At 48.0% G+C, this 16,712-nt stretch carries 15 protein-coding genes; 8 read left to right on the top strand and 7 right to left on the bottom strand.

Annotation, left to right across the window (positions count from 1 at the left end; genetic code table 11):
* Positions 1 to 218: 218 nt before the first annotated feature.
* Both QUA58_RS15845 and tsaD read right to left on the bottom strand, forming a co-directional pair.
* Positions 219 to 710, bottom strand: a complete 492-nt coding sequence (locus QUA58_RS15845) for an N-acetyltransferase family protein (protein ID WP_333394786.1) — start codon at positions 708 to 710, stop codon at positions 219 to 221.
* Between the two features lie 102 nt (positions 711 to 812).
* On the bottom strand, positions 813 to 1,886 hold the full coding sequence (tsaD, locus tag QUA58_RS15850) for a tRNA (adenosine(37)-N6)-threonylcarbamoyltransferase complex transferase subunit TsaD (RefSeq protein WP_333394788.1): 1,074 nt from the start codon (positions 1,884 to 1,886) through the stop codon (positions 813 to 815).
* A 331-nt stretch (positions 1,887 to 2,217) separates the two neighbouring features.
* Between tsaD and QUA58_RS15855 the strand changes: the two genes are divergently transcribed.
* From QUA58_RS15855 to QUA58_RS15875, 5 genes are all read left to right on the top strand, one after another.
* Complete coding sequence (locus QUA58_RS15855; protein ID WP_333253170.1) at positions 2,218 to 2,706, top strand: Photosystem I reaction center subunit III; 489 nt, start codon at positions 2,218 to 2,220, stop codon at positions 2,704 to 2,706.
* 119 nt (positions 2,707 to 2,825) lie between these two features.
* Positions 2,826 to 2,954, top strand: a complete 129-nt coding sequence (psaJ, locus tag QUA58_RS15860; protein WP_333037175.1) for a photosystem I reaction center subunit IX — start codon at positions 2,826 to 2,828, stop codon at positions 2,952 to 2,954.
* Positions 2,955 to 3,247: 293 nt separating this feature from the next.
* Positions 3,248 to 4,060 (top strand): carbon-nitrogen hydrolase family protein, encoded by an 813-nt coding sequence (locus QUA58_RS15865; protein ID WP_333394789.1) that lies wholly within the window; start codon positions 3,248 to 3,250, stop codon positions 4,058 to 4,060.
* 409 nt (positions 4,061 to 4,469) lie between these two features.
* Entirely contained in the window at positions 4,470 to 4,988 is a 519-nt protein-coding gene (gene ilvN / locus QUA58_RS15870; RefSeq protein WP_333253232.1) for an acetolactate synthase small subunit, read from the top strand.
* Positions 4,989 to 5,113: 125 nt separating this feature from the next.
* A complete protein-coding gene (locus QUA58_RS15875) occupies positions 5,114 to 5,479 on the top strand; it encodes a four helix bundle protein (RefSeq protein ID WP_333214792.1) in 366 nt (121 codons plus the stop codon).
* Positions 5,480 to 5,529: 50 nt separating this feature from the next.
* On the opposite strand, the gene QUA58_RS15880 is transcribed toward QUA58_RS15875, so the two are convergent.
* Positions 5,530 to 8,931, bottom strand: coding sequence for an EAL domain-containing protein (locus QUA58_RS15880; protein WP_333394790.1), 3,402 nt, complete (start codon positions 8,929 to 8,931; stop codon positions 5,530 to 5,532).
* Positions 8,932 to 9,208: 277 nt separating this feature from the next.
* Here QUA58_RS15880 and QUA58_RS15885 point away from each other — a divergent pair, with 277 nt between their 5' ends.
* Complete coding sequence (locus tag QUA58_RS15885) at positions 9,209 to 10,225, top strand: zinc-dependent alcohol dehydrogenase family protein (protein ID WP_333394791.1); 1,017 nt, start codon at positions 9,209 to 9,211, stop codon at positions 10,223 to 10,225.
* A 538-nt stretch (positions 10,226 to 10,763) separates the two neighbouring features.
* Here QUA58_RS15885 and QUA58_RS15890 read toward each other — a convergent pair.
* From QUA58_RS15890 to QUA58_RS15900, 3 genes are all read right to left on the bottom strand, one after another.
* Positions 10,764 to 12,437, bottom strand: a complete 1,674-nt coding sequence (locus QUA58_RS15890) for an asparagine synthase-related protein (protein WP_333394792.1) — start codon at positions 12,435 to 12,437, stop codon at positions 10,764 to 10,766.
* An 83-nt stretch (positions 12,438 to 12,520) separates the two neighbouring features.
* Positions 12,521 to 13,981 (bottom strand): serine/threonine-protein kinase, encoded by a 1,461-nt coding sequence (locus QUA58_RS15895; RefSeq protein ID WP_333394794.1) that lies wholly within the window; start codon positions 13,979 to 13,981, stop codon positions 12,521 to 12,523.
* A gap of 153 nt (positions 13,982 to 14,134) precedes the next feature.
* Complete coding sequence (locus tag QUA58_RS15900; RefSeq protein ID WP_333253159.1) at positions 14,135 to 15,139, bottom strand: LysR family transcriptional regulator; 1,005 nt, start codon at positions 15,137 to 15,139, stop codon at positions 14,135 to 14,137.
* Positions 15,140 to 15,375: 236 nt separating this feature from the next.
* Between QUA58_RS15900 and QUA58_RS15905 the strand changes: the two genes are divergently transcribed.
* Together QUA58_RS15905 and QUA58_RS15910 are read left to right on the top strand one after the other, a co-directional pair.
* A complete protein-coding gene (locus tag QUA58_RS15905; RefSeq protein WP_333253157.1) occupies positions 15,376 to 16,089 on the top strand; it encodes an NnrU family protein in 714 nt (237 codons plus the stop codon).
* A 44-nt stretch (positions 16,090 to 16,133) separates the two neighbouring features.
* Positions 16,134 to 16,511, top strand: a complete 378-nt coding sequence (locus QUA58_RS15910; protein ID WP_006635621.1) for a thioredoxin family protein — start codon at positions 16,134 to 16,136, stop codon at positions 16,509 to 16,511.
* Here the strand turns inward: QUA58_RS15910 and QUA58_RS15915 are convergent.
* Positions 16,490 to 16,708: a hypothetical protein gene (locus QUA58_RS15915; protein WP_333394795.1), complete on the bottom strand. Its 219-nt coding sequence runs from the start codon at positions 16,706 to 16,708 to the stop codon at positions 16,490 to 16,492. The two genes, QUA58_RS15910 and QUA58_RS15915, sit on opposite strands and share 22 nt — an antisense overlap.
* Positions 16,709 to 16,712 lie beyond the last annotated feature (4 nt).

Below are 16,712 nucleotides of genomic sequence, written 5' to 3' on the forward strand. Positions count from 1 at the left end.
ATAATCTTTTTAGGAACAGGCAAGATGCCTGTTCCACAAGAGGTGAATTTTATTGTGGAACAGGCATCTTGCCTGTTAAGCGAAAATGGTGCAACATCTCATATCGCAGCATTGTCAATAATCTTTTTAGGAACAGGCAAGATGCCTGTTCCACAAGAGGTGAATTTTATTGTGGAACAGGCATCTTGCCTGTTCTTGAGAATGGTGCAACATCTCACCTACAGACAACGCAAACCCAGAATTATCACATCTCTTTCAACGCCGTCAAGTTCGGTGACTTGCGGCAGATATCCCCACTGCTGAAAGCCAAATTTCTCGAACAATCTTAAACTCGGCTGATTGTGTGCAAAAATTATGCCCATGAGTGTTTTAAGCTGCAATTCTGGACTCCGCTTAATTGCCGATTGCAATAATTTTTGTCCGATTCCGCAGCGCTGGCGATCGGGTGCGACGTAGATGCTAACTTCTGCTGTATGCTGATAGGCGGCGCGTCCGTAGAAAAGCTGAAAACTCAGCCAGCCAACGATATTTTCTTCTGATTCCATTACCCAAATCGGCCAGGAATTGGGGGAGTGTTCTCTGTACCACGGGAGGCGGCTTTCGACTGAGACTGGTTTTAAATCTGCGGTGGCCATTCTGCCTGGTATTGCTGCGTTGTATATTTGGACAATTGCGGGTAAATCGCTTTCTACTGCGGATCGGATGTTCATCGTTTGGTTGACTGTTAACTGTTGACTGTTAACTGTTGACTGTTGACTGTTGACTGTTAACTAATGACTAATGACTAATGACTAATGACTAATGACTAATAACTAATGACTATTGTACAGTTCCATAATATCGCTGAGGGCCATTCTTGAATTTGCTCCCAAAGTCAGCGGCGATGTGTGTCCTCGCTGCAAGTGTTCTGCCGCCGCACAGCCGATCATTGCTGCGTTGTCTGTGCAATATTTTAATGGGGGAAACAATACTCGCAAGTTGTGTTTTGCTGCTGCTGCTTGTAAATGTTTTCGGAGTCCACTGTTTGCTGCCACTCCGCCACCGACTACAATAGTGGTAAGCCCGAAATTTACGGCGCAGTCGATCGCTCTTTTTGTTAAACCCTTGGCTACTGTTTCCTGAAAGCTAGCCGCAATATCATTAATTGTAGAGGCAGGCAAGATGCCTTCGGCATCCACATTGTTATTTTGTTTCTTGAGTTTCTGTACTAATTGCAAAACTGCGGTTTTCAAGCCGCTAAAACTACTGTCGTAAGGATGGTAGCCGCCACCAGGCAAGGAAATTCTGCCTTCTGGTAGGGGGTATGCTTGGGGATTGCCAAGGGCGGCCAATTTGTCAATCATCGGCCCGCCGGGATATCCTAGCTGCAACAGTCTCGCGACTTTATCAAAAGCTTCGCCGGCGGCATCGTCGCGTGTGTGTCCTACAGTTTCGTAAACGCCGCAATCTTTGACATAAATAAAGCTAGTGTGTCCCCCGGAAACTAACAAACACAAAAACGGTGGCTGCAAGTCGGGTTCGGTAAGGTAAGAAGCGTAGATGTGCCCTTCGAGGTGGTGGACGCCTAAAAAAGGTTTTTGATGGACTATTGCCAAGCTTTTCGCCGCTGTCAGCCCGACTAACAATGCACCTACTAAACCGGGGGCACAAGTCGCTGCAATGCCGTCAATTTCTGACCAACTCAGGTTTGCTTCACCGAGACACTGGGCAATTACCTGATTGAGCATTTCTAGGTGACTCCGCGAAGCCACTTCCGGTACTACCCCGCCATACTGCTCGTGGATTTTAATTTGTGATGCTACAACATTGCTGCAAACTTGACGATTCTTAACAATTGCTGCTGCTGTTTCGTCACAACTTGTTTCGATTGCGAAAATGGTTGCCATTAACTGGTAATTTTATTTGATAGGTTAGTTATTGCTAGCTTAACTAATTCGGCGCAAGTCCCGCGCTCTACCTGTACTCAGGTTATTGTTAAGGGATTTATTGCCCGATCGACAGGTAAGGTCATCATCTGATGCAAGGAAGGAATATCCTCGCGGTATTGCTAGCTCAGCATTGACCTATGAAAACGGGAATCCCTCATTCTATTGGGCTTTGCCGCATCAATGATGGATACTTTACACTGTCAACAAACACGATCATCTGGATGACCGATCGGCAAGTTGAAATGCTTGTACAAAAACTTATTGTTTTGTAACAAAAGGAAACAATTCCATGCGACGATTGTTTGCTGCAATTTTAGTGTTGAGTGTCTGGATCAGTTTTACTCCAGTTGCTTCGGCTTACAATTTAGTGCCGTGCAAAGACTCTCCCGAATTTAAGGAACTGGCTAAAAATGCACGTTCTACGAATGGCGACCCCGCATCTGCGAAAGCAAGATTCGAGCGCTATTCTCAAGCTATGTGTGGCCCGGAAGGATACCCGCACTTAATCGTAGATGGCAACTTGAGCAAAGCAGGGGACTTTTTGATTCCTAGCATACTGTTCTTGTATATCGCAGGTTGGATTGGCTGGGTCGGCCGCGCTTATCTGCAAATTGCCAAAAAATCAGCAAGTCCAGAGGAACAAGAGATTATTATCAACGTTCCTGTGGCAATCTCGTGTATGCTGACCGGCTTTTTGTGGCCTCTGGCAGCTCTCAAAGAAATCACCAGTGGTGAAATGTTTGCGAAGGACGACGAAATTACTGTTTCCCCCCGCTAAAATTGGGAAATGGAGAAGAGCTAATAGCTAACAGTTAAGTAATTAACTGACAATTAGCAATTAGCGCGCTAGACCGATCGGCAATTACCAACTGTCTCGAATTTTCAGGAGCAGAATTCATGCAATACTTTGTCAAGTTTCTTTCGACAGCACCAGTATTGGCTATCCTTTGGATATCTATTCAAGCTGCGGCTTTAATTGAATTTAACCGCTTTTTCCCCGACCTGCTTTTCCATCCGATGCCTTAAGATTTGAGGGAAATTAGGTTGCAAAATCTATGACGGTTGACGGTTGACGGTTGACGGTTGACTGTTGACGGTGGAGGTAAAAGTTGAGAGTTTTGATTTTTGAATTATGAGTTACAGGTTAATTTAAAGCTCAAATATCAAAACTCTCAAACCCTACCAGTTCGTGCCAGACAGCGCATAAATGGGTAAAATCCAAGGATATCAACTATTTAGTTATCAAATTAGTTACCAATGACTAATGACTAATGACTAATGACTAATGACTAATGACTAATGACTAATATTGTGAATCGATGAAGTCTTATCTCGCCGCAGCAATTCAAATGACTAGCTTGCCTGACCTGCAAAAAAATTTGGTTCAGGCAGAGGAATTAATCGACCTGGCAGTGCGTCGGGGTGCGGAGTTAGTTTCCTTACCAGAAAATTTCTCGTTTATGGGAGAAGAGGAGGAAAAGATGGCTCTTGCAGAGGCGATCGGACTCCAAAGCGAAAAATTCCTCAAAACGATGGCCCAACGGTTCCAGGTAACGATTCTGGGCGGCGGATTTCCAGTGCCGACGACCGGGGGGAAGGTATACAATACTTGTTTGCTGGTAGACCCAAACGGCACTGAAGTGGCAAGGTACAGAAAAGTACATTTGTTCGATGTGGATGTTCCCGACGGCATTACTTACAGGGAATCGAACACTGTGAAAGCTGGTGAAGATTTGCCGTCGGTTTATGTGTCACCGGAGTTGGGGACGCTGGGACTTTCGGTGTGCTATGACGTGCGGTTCCCGGAAGTGTACAGGCATTTGTCGTACAAGGGGGCTGATATTTTGTTCGTGCCGGCGGCGTTTACTGCTTACACTGGCAAGGATCACTGGAAGGTTTTGTTGCAAGCTAGGGCGATCGAGAATACTTGTTATATGATTGCCCCTGCACAAACTGGCCGCCACTACGGCCGCCGTCAAACACACGGTCACGCGATGATTATAGATCCTTGGGGCGCGGTTTTGGCGGATGCTGGAGAGGAACCGGGTGTGGCGATCGCAGAAATTAATCCCGATCGACTAGAACAAGTCCGCCGCCAGATGCCGTCGCTGCAACACCGGGTTTTTCTGTGAAGGAAGTTTGAGACCCAATGGGTCTCAAAATTTCAGTCCCCCTCAGCGACAAGACCTGGAAACTTTTTATTCGGCCGCGTAATTGTGTACGTTCGTACACAAAAAAACTTGGATCGGGTGCGCCCAGAACCTGGTTGGGGCGGGTTTAGGGTTGAGATCAAGCCGATCCCCCCCTAACCCCCCTTAACAAGGTGGAGACAGGAGTGCTATCAAAGTCCCCCTTCTTAAGGGGGATTTAAGGGGATCGAGACTGCGGTAAAAGCGAAATTTATCCAGAGGTTTTTTTCGCGGGAGATGAACGGCCAATAACTCGCGATAAAATGTCTAATGCAGGTTCAATGGGCGTGCACTTCTGCTAAAAGGCGAATTGGCGAAAGTAGAATTGCACGAAATGCGTCTTTTTGGAGAAATGAAACACACTCTTTCGGTTTTAGTTGAAGATGAAGCGGGTGTCCTCACTCGAATTGCTGGTTTGTTTGCCCGTCGGGGTTTTAATATTGAAAGTCTCGCCGTTGGCCCGGCGGAGCAAGTGGGAGTGTCTCGGATTACGATGGTTGTACCCGGAGATGACCAGATTATCGAGCAGTTGACCAAGCAACTGTACAAGTTGATTAACGTGCTTAAAGTTCAGGATATAACGGAAATTCCCTGTGTGGAACGGGAGTTGATGTTGCTGAAAGTTAATGCTGCTACCGGGACGCGATCGGAGATCATTGAGTTAGCTCAAATTTTTAGAGCCCGAGTTGTGGATATTGGTGATGATACGCTGACATTGGAAGTTGTGGGTGATCCGGGTAAAATGGTGGCGATCGTCCAGGTTCTGAATAGATTTGGGATTAAGGAAATTGCTCGTACTGGGAAAATTGCCCTGACGCGGGAGTCGGGGGTAAATACTGAGTTTCTCAAGTCTTTGGAAGCGAAAGTTTAAGGAAGTTGACGGTTGACTGTTGACTGTTGACTGTTCACGGTTCACGGTTGACGGTTGACTGTTCACGGTTAACTTGTATGGGTTATTAATTAATTGTTGGCTATTAATTATTTAAAGAAGCTAATATGGAAAGCTTTCAACAGCTACAAGTTTATCAATTAGCTGAAAAAATATCAAACGAAATATGGTTTATTGTTAAAAAATGGGACGAGTTTACGAAGGATACGATGGGCAAACAAATAGTGCGATCGGCTGATAGTGTTGGTGCTAATATTGCAGAAGGACATGGACGCTATAGCTGCCAAGATAATCAGCGTTTTGTTAAAATTGCCAGAGGCTCATTAAACGAAACAAGACACTGGTTAAGACTTGCCTACGCTCGAAATCTTTTAACTCAAGAACAGAGCGATCGCCTGCATCCCTTATTAAATGAACTTTCCCCAAAACTGAATGCCTATCTTAATTCACTCAAACAAAAAGCCAAAGGTTAACAGTCAACCGTCAACAGTCAACCGTCAACAGTCAACCGTCAACAATCCAATTACCATTCAGGTTGACTTTCTATTAAAAGTGTGGCTGCGATGCTGTCTATCGGCTTTGAGAAAAAGTATCCTTGTCCGTATTCGCATTGCAGCGCCCTGAGTAAATTAAGCTGTTCGATGGTTTCGATTCCTTCAGCAATTACATCCATGCCTAAATGACTGGCTAAAATTAAAATAGTCTGTACAATCGCTTCGTTGCCTTCATCTTCAGTCATGCGGCTAACAAAAGCTCGATCAATTTTTAAAGCATCAGTTGGAAAAGTGTGCAGGCGGCTCAAAGAAGAATAGCCAGTTCCGAAATCGTCAATATATAATTGAATTTCTAAATTTTTCAATTCCGCGAGGATAGCGACTGCTGATTCGGCATTCTCCATGATGACGCCTTCAGTAATTTCTACCTTTAAAGTGCGGGGGTCAAGCTGAGTTTCTTGTAAAATTTCGCGAATGCGATCGATTAAATCCGGTTGTTTAAATTGCTGGTTAGAAAGGTTGACGCTGACAGTCAACGGCGGATTTGCTGGGAATTTTTGGTGCCACTCGTGGATCTGATGACAAGCCGATCGCATCATCCACCAGCCCATAGGTATAATCAATCTAGTTTCTTCAGCTACTAAAATAAACTCGCCCGGAGATACGACACCCCGCTGCGGGTGATACCACCGCAGCAGCGCTTCAAAACCGCTGATTTTACCGGTAATTAGAGAGACAATGGGCTGATAGTAAAGCTGAAATTCCTGGCAGTCTAAAGCGCGTCGCAGGTCGTTTTCCAGTTGCAAAAGGGCGACGGCGCGAGTGTGCATACTTAAGTCAAAAACTTCGTGGCGAGCTTTGCCCAATCCCTTAGCATGATACATGGCAGCATCTGCATCTCGGAGCAGTTCTTCCGGTCGATCGTACAACATGGGGAACGGGACATTGGGAACAGGAGAGTCGGAACATAAACAAGACAAAGAAGTTTCCCGATCGATATTTCCCAGATTTCCCGCGCTCGACAGTTTGCTGGTTTCCCTTGGATACTGAGGTAAACCAGAACAAACAATCCCAATGCTAGCACTGGTAAAAACTTGATACTCGTTAAGGTAAAAAGGCTCTGCCAGTTCCGCCTGCACTCGTTCGGCAATCTGGATCGCATCCTCGGTGCTTTTGATATTTTCCAGCAAAATAGCGAATTCGTCACCGCCGAGACGGGCAACGGTATCTCCAGCGCGCAAACAGATTCCCAGACGCTGCGCGATCGCGATCAGCAACCGATCGCCAACTAAATGCCCCAAACTGTCGTTAACAACCTTAAAGCGATCCAGATCGATAAACAGCACCGCAAACAAAATCTCGGGGCGGCGTTTTGAAAGATCGATCGCGTGCCCCAAGCGATCCATAAATAAAGATCGGTTGGGCAAACCGGTTAGCATATCGTGCAAAGCATCGTGTACTAACTTATCTTCTGCTATTTTGCGGAGGGTAATATCTTCGACAGTGCCTTCGTAGTAAAGTAAATTTCCGTCAGGGTTGCGAACTGCCCGGCCGTTCTCGGAAACCCAGATAGTAGTGCCGTCAGCGCGGTAAACTTGGGACTCGAACTCAGACACAAAACCGTGTTTTTCGATCGCGCGCAAAAACTCGACGCGGCGCTTGGGATCGAGGTAAAGTTGGCGGTCTATGTCTTGGATATTTGCGATCAATTCGGCGGCAGAGTCGTAGCCGTAAATTCTCGCCAAAGCAGGGTTAGCGCTGAGGTAGCGTCCGTCGGGCGTTGCCTGGAAAATGCCTTCGATCGCATTTTCAAAGATACTGCGGTATTTCTCTTCCGCCTGTTGCAGCGCGAATTCTGCCTGCTTGCGATCGGTGATATCGGTCAACGTGCCGAGATAGCCTAGAACTTCCCCGCTTTTGGTCATTTCTGGCACTGCTTGCCAAAATACCCAGGTTGTAAAGTCACCGTTGCAAAAGCGATACTCTAACTTACAGGGCAACTTGTCTGTGACAGCGCGATACCACTGGCTCAAAACACGATCGCGGTCTTCGGAATGCAAACTTTGCGCCCAACCTTCGCCTAGTGCCTTTGGCGCCGTCAGTCCCGCCATCTCCAAAAATCGCTGGTTGACGTACAAGCAATCTCCAGTAGCGTCGGCGCGGAAAATCCCGACCGGCAGTATTTTTGCCAAGGTGTAATAGCGGTATTCGCTTTCTAGCAGCGCGCTGGCAGCTACTTTCGTCTCTGTGATGTCAAACATTGCTCCTTGAAGGATGACAGACTTGCTTGCTTCATCGCGAACTGCAGTCGCTTGATCGCGGAACCAGACGACTCGACCGTTGCGGGCGATCGCACGGTATTCTGAAACCAGCGACCCCTCGCAGAAGATATCTTCTCCATCGCTGAATTTCTGTGTAGCGTTTTCAACTAACACGCGGTCACGGTCTTCTGGGTGAACGAGTTTCAGCCACAGGTCGGGATCTGCTCTCCATTCAGCTACAGAATAACCTAGAAAAGTCTCGATTTGCGGGCTGATGTAAAGTTTGGCAGCCTTGCGGTTGAGGGGAGAAATGTAGGTGACAGCGGGCATTTGTTCTACCAGGGCGCAGTATTTCGCTTCTACAGTGGACAGTGCTGCTTCAAGGCGCTGCCGCTCTAATTCGGCGGCGGCCCGTCCGGCAAAGATGCTGAGAATTAATCGGAATTTGGCAAGATGTGCTTCCACCAGGGGTCGATCGTGAAAAATACAAATAATGCCTAAAGGTTCGCCGTAAGAGTTTTTCAGCAAGACTCCCAGGAAACTGCGCGCACCTGTAACTACGGATCTGCGGTCTTCTGGAAAGGTTTCCCAGAGGTTGTCGGGACAGGAATACATTCCCTCCTCCAGCACCCGCGCTTCGGGAGTATTGGCGATGTCGCACTCAAAGTTTGGCTGCTGCTGTCCGTCGCTCCAAAAACTGATAACTTGCAATCTATCGGCAGCAGCATCAGTGCGTGCCTTCGACTTAATCGATTTGGCCGCGACGGCGGTGCGAACTCCGAGTGCTGAGGCTAAGTGGCAAACTAAGGCATCAAAGAATTCTGCCCCCCCCGGCGAATCAGTACCTGCTAGGATTTCGCCCAGCAAATCTTCCTCTAATTGCGCGAAACCATTAACTTTGGGAGAATTATCGGCATTCGGGCGATCGGGATTGTCTCCCATCGAACCCGAAATGCTCAGATTTAGGGTTTTGCTAGTTCCAGGCCCCAAAAGAGGGGAAGAATTCACACTTAGGCGCTCTTGCTTGGCCAAGAATACAGCCCGGCCCATACCTAAAACTTTACCCAAGAAGCTGTCAGTTGCCAGCCACTGATTTGAGTTGGGAAAAATCAAAAAGTTTTTCCGTTTTTTCAATCCCGCAGATAAATCGTCGGGCTTTAATTCTGCCAACGGCCGTTGCTCTTGGGCTAGCGGTAGACTGGAAGGCCTTCGGTGCCACTTGAGATAAATCGCGGACACCAAGGCTAAAGTCGCCGATAATCCCAGAAGATATACAAGAATCTCAAAGTAAAAAAATAAATCTAGCTCGAACATCGATTAGCACCGCTCGACAATTATTGTAGTTATCTGAAGCCAATCTATTTAAAAATAACTAAGTATCGTCACGGATGGGTAACGAATACAAGGTAGGATCACAGTGAAGGCGACAAGAGAGTTAATAACCCTGATGAAAGCGATCGTTTTTGAAACGCCCGGAAGCCCGTCCGTATTGAAACTGCAAGATATCCCAGCCCCTACTATACAAACAGAAACTGAAGTTTTGGTGCGGTTGCGAGCGGCGGGTATCAATCCGATAGATACTAAGTTGCGATCGCGCGGCACTTTTTACCCCGAAAAAACTCCTCATGTTTTGGGGTGCGACGGTGCTGGAGTCGTAGAGGCTGTCGGTGATGGTGTGCAAAGTTTCAAAGTGGGAGACGAGGTTTTTTTCTGCAATGGCGGTTTGGGTGGGTCGATCGGTACTTATGCTGAGTTTGCGGTTGTAGACCAACGCTTTCTCGCCATCAAGCCTGCTGCTTTAAGTTTTACTGAGGCGGCGGCGGCACCGTTAGTTTTAATTACAGCTTGGGAATCGCTGTACGATCGAGGGCGCTTGCAAGCCGGCCAGGTGTTATCAAAGAAGGTGCTGATTCAAGCTGGTGCCGGCGGTGTCGGCCACGTCGCGGTACAGTTGGCGAAGTTGCAGGGGGCAGAGGTTTGCACGACTGTTAGTTCTGAGGAAAAAGCCAATTTTGTCAAGCACTTAGGTGCAGATTCAGTTATTTTATACAAAAATACCAATGTTGTCGATGAGGTTTTGACTTGGACTCAAGGACAAGGAGTTGATTTGGCTTTCGATACAGTCGGGGGAGAAACTTTTTACCAAACTATTCCGGCTGTGAAGATTTATGGAGATTTGGTAACAATTTTGGAACCCGATCCAGCTTTGGGCAATTTGAAAACAGCGAGAATGCGGAATCTGAGAATTAGTCTGGAATTAATGTTAACACCGATGCTGGAAGGTTTGGTGGATGAACAGGAACAGCAGGCTCATATTTTGCAGAAGTGTGCTCGTTTGTGCGATCGCAACTTACTAAAAATTCACGTCAGCAAAACTTTCCCTCTCGAAGAAGCGCAAGCCGCTCACGAACTGTTAGAAACAGGATCAGTAACCGGTAAAATAGTGATTGAAATTGGGGGTTAAAAATGCGGATGGTTAAAATTGCGGGTTGAAGAATCGCTGGCGATTGGATAATTGCTGGCAATTTCAAGAGACTATGGGCGAATTTAAAAAGGGTGAAACCAAACATCCCATAATCATCGCAGGAGAGTTATAGCAATCCTTGCAGGAGTCGTAAAATTTTTACCCCACCCCAACCCTCCCCTTACCAAGGGGAGGGAGTAAGAAATTGACAAATGATTTAGGATTGCTATATACAGCGTATTCCAGGTTTATGAAATACACTGTATATCAAATCCGTTGGCATCGGAATGATTCATCTGTCTCTTCCGTTTCTCTGTATCCTCTGCGCCCTCTGCGGTTTAATCATTCCCATACAACCATAATTCATATTATTAGGCTGATGATTAAAAAGCTGGCAGCCTAAAAGATGTCAAATCGGTTCTATAAACAAGAGCGAAAACCGCATAGGAAAAATGCCACTGTCGATCGAGAAATTTGGGCGTCTACTGCTGAAGTTGACACGACGAAAGCCACGGCGCCGTGTCCTAATTTTGGATAACTAACGGCGATTCACTTGTAACCAAATTTCCAGCGTCACCAGCAGCCAAAGCTTCAGCCCATAGCGGGGAAAAACTTCCCCACGATAGTTTAGCCACTCGCGGATTAGTGTTCGATCGAGGTAAGGCGCGATCGCCGCATGACGATTCAGCAGCAACGATCGCGCTTGCCGCTGCCAATCCCTCAAAAACCACTGCTGCATTGACATTACCATCCCGCTTTTCGGACGATTGACAATGACATCGGGTAGCAAATCCGCCACAGCAGCCTTGAGAACCGCTTTTTCCTGCGCGCCCGAAAGCTTGTACTCTGGCGGAATTTGCAAACTCAGCGCCACCATCCGCTGATCGAATAGGGGCGATCGAGCTTTTAGTCCCGCCGCAGCCGTGAGATTATTCACCTTGGTCAAAATGTAATCGGCTCCTTTAAACTCAATGTTGAGTCGCATCAGCCGATTCAAAAACGTCGTTTCTGTCTGTTGCAATTCCTCAGCAAAGACGGAAGGCGCATTCTTCACCTTTTCCCAAACCTCCGGCTTCAGCAAACGTGGTAAATCCACATAGCATTTTTGAAACGAAGTCAAGTAAGCTGCGATCGGCTCTGGTTTACCCTGAACCGAACCGTACAAACTATTCAGCAGCATCGGCTTATTTTTCGGCCCGCCAAAGCACGGATCGCCACCTTCCCCATTGAGTACCACGTCTGCGAATTGCTTTGCCGATCGCCCCAGCAGCAAATTGGGAACCGTCAAGCCTTCCCCCACTGGATCATCCATCGCCGCCAGCGTTTCCGGTAGCAACTCCCAAATTTGCTTTGGCGAAACTTCCAAAACGTGGTGCTCAGTGCCACAATGTGCTGCGACGATGTTGGCAAATTCAATCTCGCTGGGATATTGAGCACCAAAGTGCATCGAAAAAGTGTGCACCGGACGATCGTGCAGCCTTGTGGCGATCGCCACGACGCAACTTGAATCAATACCACCCGAAAGGTATGCTGCGACAGGTTCCCCGGCTGGTAGTCCTTCTTGCACCAGTTGTTCCAAAAGCGCTCGCACTTGTTGACTATGCCATTCCAAAGGGCGATCGGCGTTAGTAATTTGCTCCTGTGGCTGCCAGTATCTCTGCGCCTCAATATCCGGTAAGTACAGGTAGCTACCGGGTCGCAACTCTCGCACGGCTTCCCACAGCGTTTGTGCTCCGGGTACAAACGCACAGCACAAATAGTCGCGCAAAGCAACTAAATCAAGTTCTCGATCGTGATACGGATTGAGCGATCGCAGTCGAGGCGCGATCCAGCGAGTCGTTCCTGTACGGGTGTAATAGAGGGTTTTGGCTCCGACGCGATCGCGCCCCAGACACAAGGTTTCCTCGTCTCTATCCCACACGGCAAGGGCAAATTGTCCTGACAGCAAGCTCAGTGTTTTAGTACCGTACTGCTCCCACAGCCGCGCGACGATCGCCAAATCGGTCAATCCATCGGTATCAATCTGTTGTTTGAGCATTGGAGTGCGATCGAAGCAGCAGTCACCTACCAGCACAAATCGCTGATTGGGGCTGAAGGTGGGTTCAGTTCCGATTATGGCAAAACCGGGGGTTTCCCAAGTTGCAGCGTGCGATCGGGCTTCTGGCCCCCAAGCAATCACCCAATTCGGGTAGATAGACTTCTGAGTCTGCATTTTAAATTAGACATCTCCCATAATTATTGTGGAACAGGCATCTTGCCTGTTCAAAACAGGCTTTTCTGGAGATGACTATTACATTAAAAAACGTTTGAAAGGAGCTTATAAATCAGGCGAAAAATAGCTGTTCCCGCGATCGCACCCAAAGCACCCAACCATCCCACAAACAACACACCAGTGATCGGAGAATTTGGATAAATCGCAAGTGCCGCCGTCTGCAAAGCCGGGAAAAACCACAGCAAAGCCAGAGTACCTGCGCCAATAATCAACATTTCAGTTTGTTCGATCGCCCTGCGGTACTGGCCGTAAATCAGACCCGCCACAATCATCCCCAACAATCCGATACTCAAGCCTGGAGACGGCAGCAAACTCGTCAGGGCGATCGCCAGCAACCCCCCCTCAAAACCCGTAAACGCAGCCCCTCCCAAAACCTCCCAAATCGAAAAAGCCCCTCTCTGCGAAGGTTGCAGATTTCCCCGAGGAGTCACAGGAACAGGCACAGGAGGCGGCAAAGGAGGTGGTAGCTGCACAGGAGGTAGGGGGGGCGGAGTCAGCACAGCAGGCGGCTGCACGACCACCATAGGCTGTTGAGAATTGTATTTCAGAGCCGCTTCCACCTCCGCAGCAGATTGATAGCGCTGGCTGGGAGCCGGCAACAACATTCGATCGAGAACCTGAGTCAAACGCGAACTTACCTGCACCCGCGACTGCCAATTCCACTCATTTCTATAACTATCAAACAACTCCGTCGGCTGCAAACCGCTCAGCAAAGTAATGCAAGTCACAGCCAAAGCATAAAAATCCGTTGCCGGATAAACTTCTTGCCCGCTCATCTGTTCTGGCGGAGCGTAACCCAAAGAATAAATACCAGTCGAAGCTTTTGCACTCCCAACACTTTGTGTTACTTGTTTAACAGCCCCAAAATCTAATAAATAAAGCCGACCGTTTTTCCCCCGCATAATATTAGCAGGTTTAATATCCCGGTGAATCGAACCGCGAGAGTGCACAAAATCGAGAACCTTCAAAATTTCCCGCAGCACCTCCAACGTTTCCGCCTCCGAAAACCTGCCTTTTACAGCTAGTTCATCCTCCAAGTTTTTACCGTCAATAAATTCTTGAACCAGATAGAAAAACTGATCGTTTTTTCCTGGCTGCAAACTCGCAACAGTCAGCTCAAAAAAAGCCAGCAAACTCGGAATTTGGGAATGTTCGTTTCCCAGTTCTTCCAGCACCGCCGCTTCCCGTTCAAACAGAGTTTGAGCGATTTTTAGCTGGGGCGGAGTCAGACTTACCGACGGCTGCAAAAGTTTAGCAACGCACTGCCGCATCGCGGGAGTATAGCGGTCTCTGGCCAAAAATGCCGCCCCAAAACCGCCTTGACCCAACAACCTTACGGGCAAATAGCGACCGCTCAAAATCAGGGGCATCCCGCAAGTCGTGCAAAACTTTTGCTGCACGGTTTTCAGCAGCGAACTGTCATCGAGGTCGGGAAAATAGTTTTGAGGGCGCGGGCAGCCCGGTCGGGTGCAGTAAACTTCCATTTTTGTTTGCTAAGAAGAAGGAAGAGGGAAGAAGGAAGAGGGAAGAAGGAAAAGGGAAGAAGGAAAAGGGAAGAAGGAAGAAAAAGTGATGGTTAAACCAGATTTCGATTTTTCAACTAACCGCGAACTGCTAACTGCCAGCGACCTAAGAGATTAACTTCCCGCCGAGTTGGGAGTTCCTATTTCTATAAATCCCAAATCGAGGGCCGGAGGTTCTTTCTTCTCCGGGATGGTCGAATAAGTAGCAAACTGGGGCAAAATTTCATTGCTGAAAGCCTCTGCAGCTTTAGAACGGTAGCGGTTGGGGTTGCAAATCAGGGACAAAATGCGAGTTACCAAAACTTCATCCATTTGAGATTTGTGCAAAACGCCCATAAGCAGCTCTTTTTCGATCGCCGAAACCGACACAAAAGCAGCACCCAGCCCTGACTGAACGGCATTTTTAATAGCTTCGATCGAATTTAGTTCCATCTCGATTTTCAAGCGGCGCGTGTCAATGCCGCAGCGAGTCAGTACCTGATCGATTACTTTGCGGATAGTAGACTGCGAATCGAGGGATATAAACTGCAATTTGTAAAGGTCTTCTTTTTGGATACTTTCTTGTTGTACCATCGGGTGAGATGGAGGGAGAATCAGAGCCAGTTCGTCCTCAGCGTAAGGAACAATTTCTAAAGCTTCTACAAGTTCGGTAGGAATTTCTCCGCCAACAATTGCCAAATCGATTTGCCCGTTGGCCACACTCCACGCCGTGCGGCGAGTCGAGTGAACGTGAAGCTGTACTGCTACATCCGGGTACTTCTGCCGAAACATTCCGATCATCCGGGGCAGCAAATAGGTTCCTGTTGTTTGAGAAGCGCCGACGATCAAAGTACCGCCTTGGAGATTTTGCAAGTCTTCCAGAGCTCGACAAGTTTCCTGGCAAAGCGATAAAATTTTCTCGCCGTAACTCAGCAGCAGGTGTCCGGCTTCGGTCAGTTGCGCCCGCCGCCCCCCCCGGTCAAACAGCGGCACGTCCAACTGTCTCTCTAAGTTTTGCACCTGCAAGCTAACTGCTGGCTGGGATACATAGAGGCTGTCCGCGGCGCGTTTGAAGCTTCCTTCAGAGGCGATCGCCTTGAGAATGCGTAACTGGTCTAAAGTGAAAGGAAGGTCAGACATATATCTAAATTGTCAGTTGTCAGTTGTCAGTTGTCAGTTGACGGTTGACGGTTGACTGTAGGCAGCGAACAGCAAACAGCGAACAGTCAACAGCGAACAGTCAACAGCGAACAGCGAACAGTCAACAGTCAACAGCGAACAGTGAACAGTTAACTGACTGATAACCGCTGAATGCTCCCATAGATACTTTGTGACACAAATTGGCCGAGAATCAATAACTTTTCTTAATATTTGCAATGACGATCGACTTGGCGCTCGACTCCCACTTAGTTATTCTGGGCCTGTTACTGGTTTTTGCGATCGCCCACAGCGGTTTAGCAGCCCTCCGGCCCAAAGGTGAAAAGCTGATCGGGCCGAGACTTTACCGCGTTTTGTTTGCCCTTGTCAGTTTGCCGCTAGCCGTCATTCTGGTTGTCTACTTTTTCAACCACCGCTACGACGGCGTACAACTTTGGCAAGTACAGGGAGTACCCGGAGTTAAACCCGCCGTTTGGATACTTTCGGCAATTTCCTTTCTGTTTCTGTACCCAGCAACTTTCAACCTCCTAGAAATTGCCGCCGTCCAAAAGCCCCAAGTTCACCTCTACGAAACGGGCATCATTCGCATCACCCGTCACCCGCAAATGGTGGGACAGGTGATTTGGTGCGTGGCCCACACCCTGTGGATTGGCACTAGCTTTACCCTCGTCACTTCCATCGGTTTGGTACTTCACCACCTGTTTGGAGTGTGGCACGGCGACAGGCGACTTCAGGCTCGCTTTGGACAATCCTTTGAAATCATCAAATCTCGAACCTCAATAATTCCATTTTTGGCAATCCTACAAAAGCGTCAAACCCTTGATTTGCTTGAGTTCCTCCGCCCTTCCTACGTAGGTGTAGTCATTTTTACTGGTTTGCTTTGGGAAATTCATCCTTTTTTGATGCGTGTCACTAGGAACATATACTGGTAGCATGATCCCTAGGATAGAAAAAAATTATTAAATTTTGAGGGCTCATGGTGTTGTCGGTTAGCGAACGCACTTTTGCACAAGAGGTGTTTCAAGCCTCTACCCCCGTTTTAGTTCACTTTTCGGCTCCTTGGTGCGGTTTGTGCCGCGCGATCGACCCCACGCTTAAGACTTTTGAAGCACAGTGGGCAGAAAAAGTCAAGCTCGTAGGGGTGAATGCTGATCAATGTTTCAAGTTAGCCCACACTTATCGGCTGACAAGTCTGCCCACGCTGATTTTGTTTGAGGGCGATAAAGTTCGATTTAGATTGGAAGACTACCAAGGACGCGAGGAACTGCGGCGGACTCTGGATTCCTGGATGCTCGCGGCTCACGTAGCTTCCCCATCTCAACGGCTGCAACTTCAGGAAGTAGCTAACAGGTAACGGTTCCAAGGCATTCGGCTCTTGTTGACAAGGCCTTCGGCTTTTATGTCGGAAGCAGAAGGCATTCCCCATTTGTCCATCAACCATCCCACACAAAAATAAATCTCGCCGTCTTGAAGGTACAGGACTGTGAGATTTGTCGTAGAGTTTCCGTTTGCACCGGAATAATTTTCCGCGTGCAAGTGCGATCGTCTCACTCGT

Origin of the sequence: Microcoleus sp. N9_A1 (assembly GCF_036701795.1) — a bacterium.
Classification (GTDB): Bacteria; Cyanobacteriota; Cyanobacteriia; order Cyanobacteriales; family Microcoleaceae; genus Microcoleus.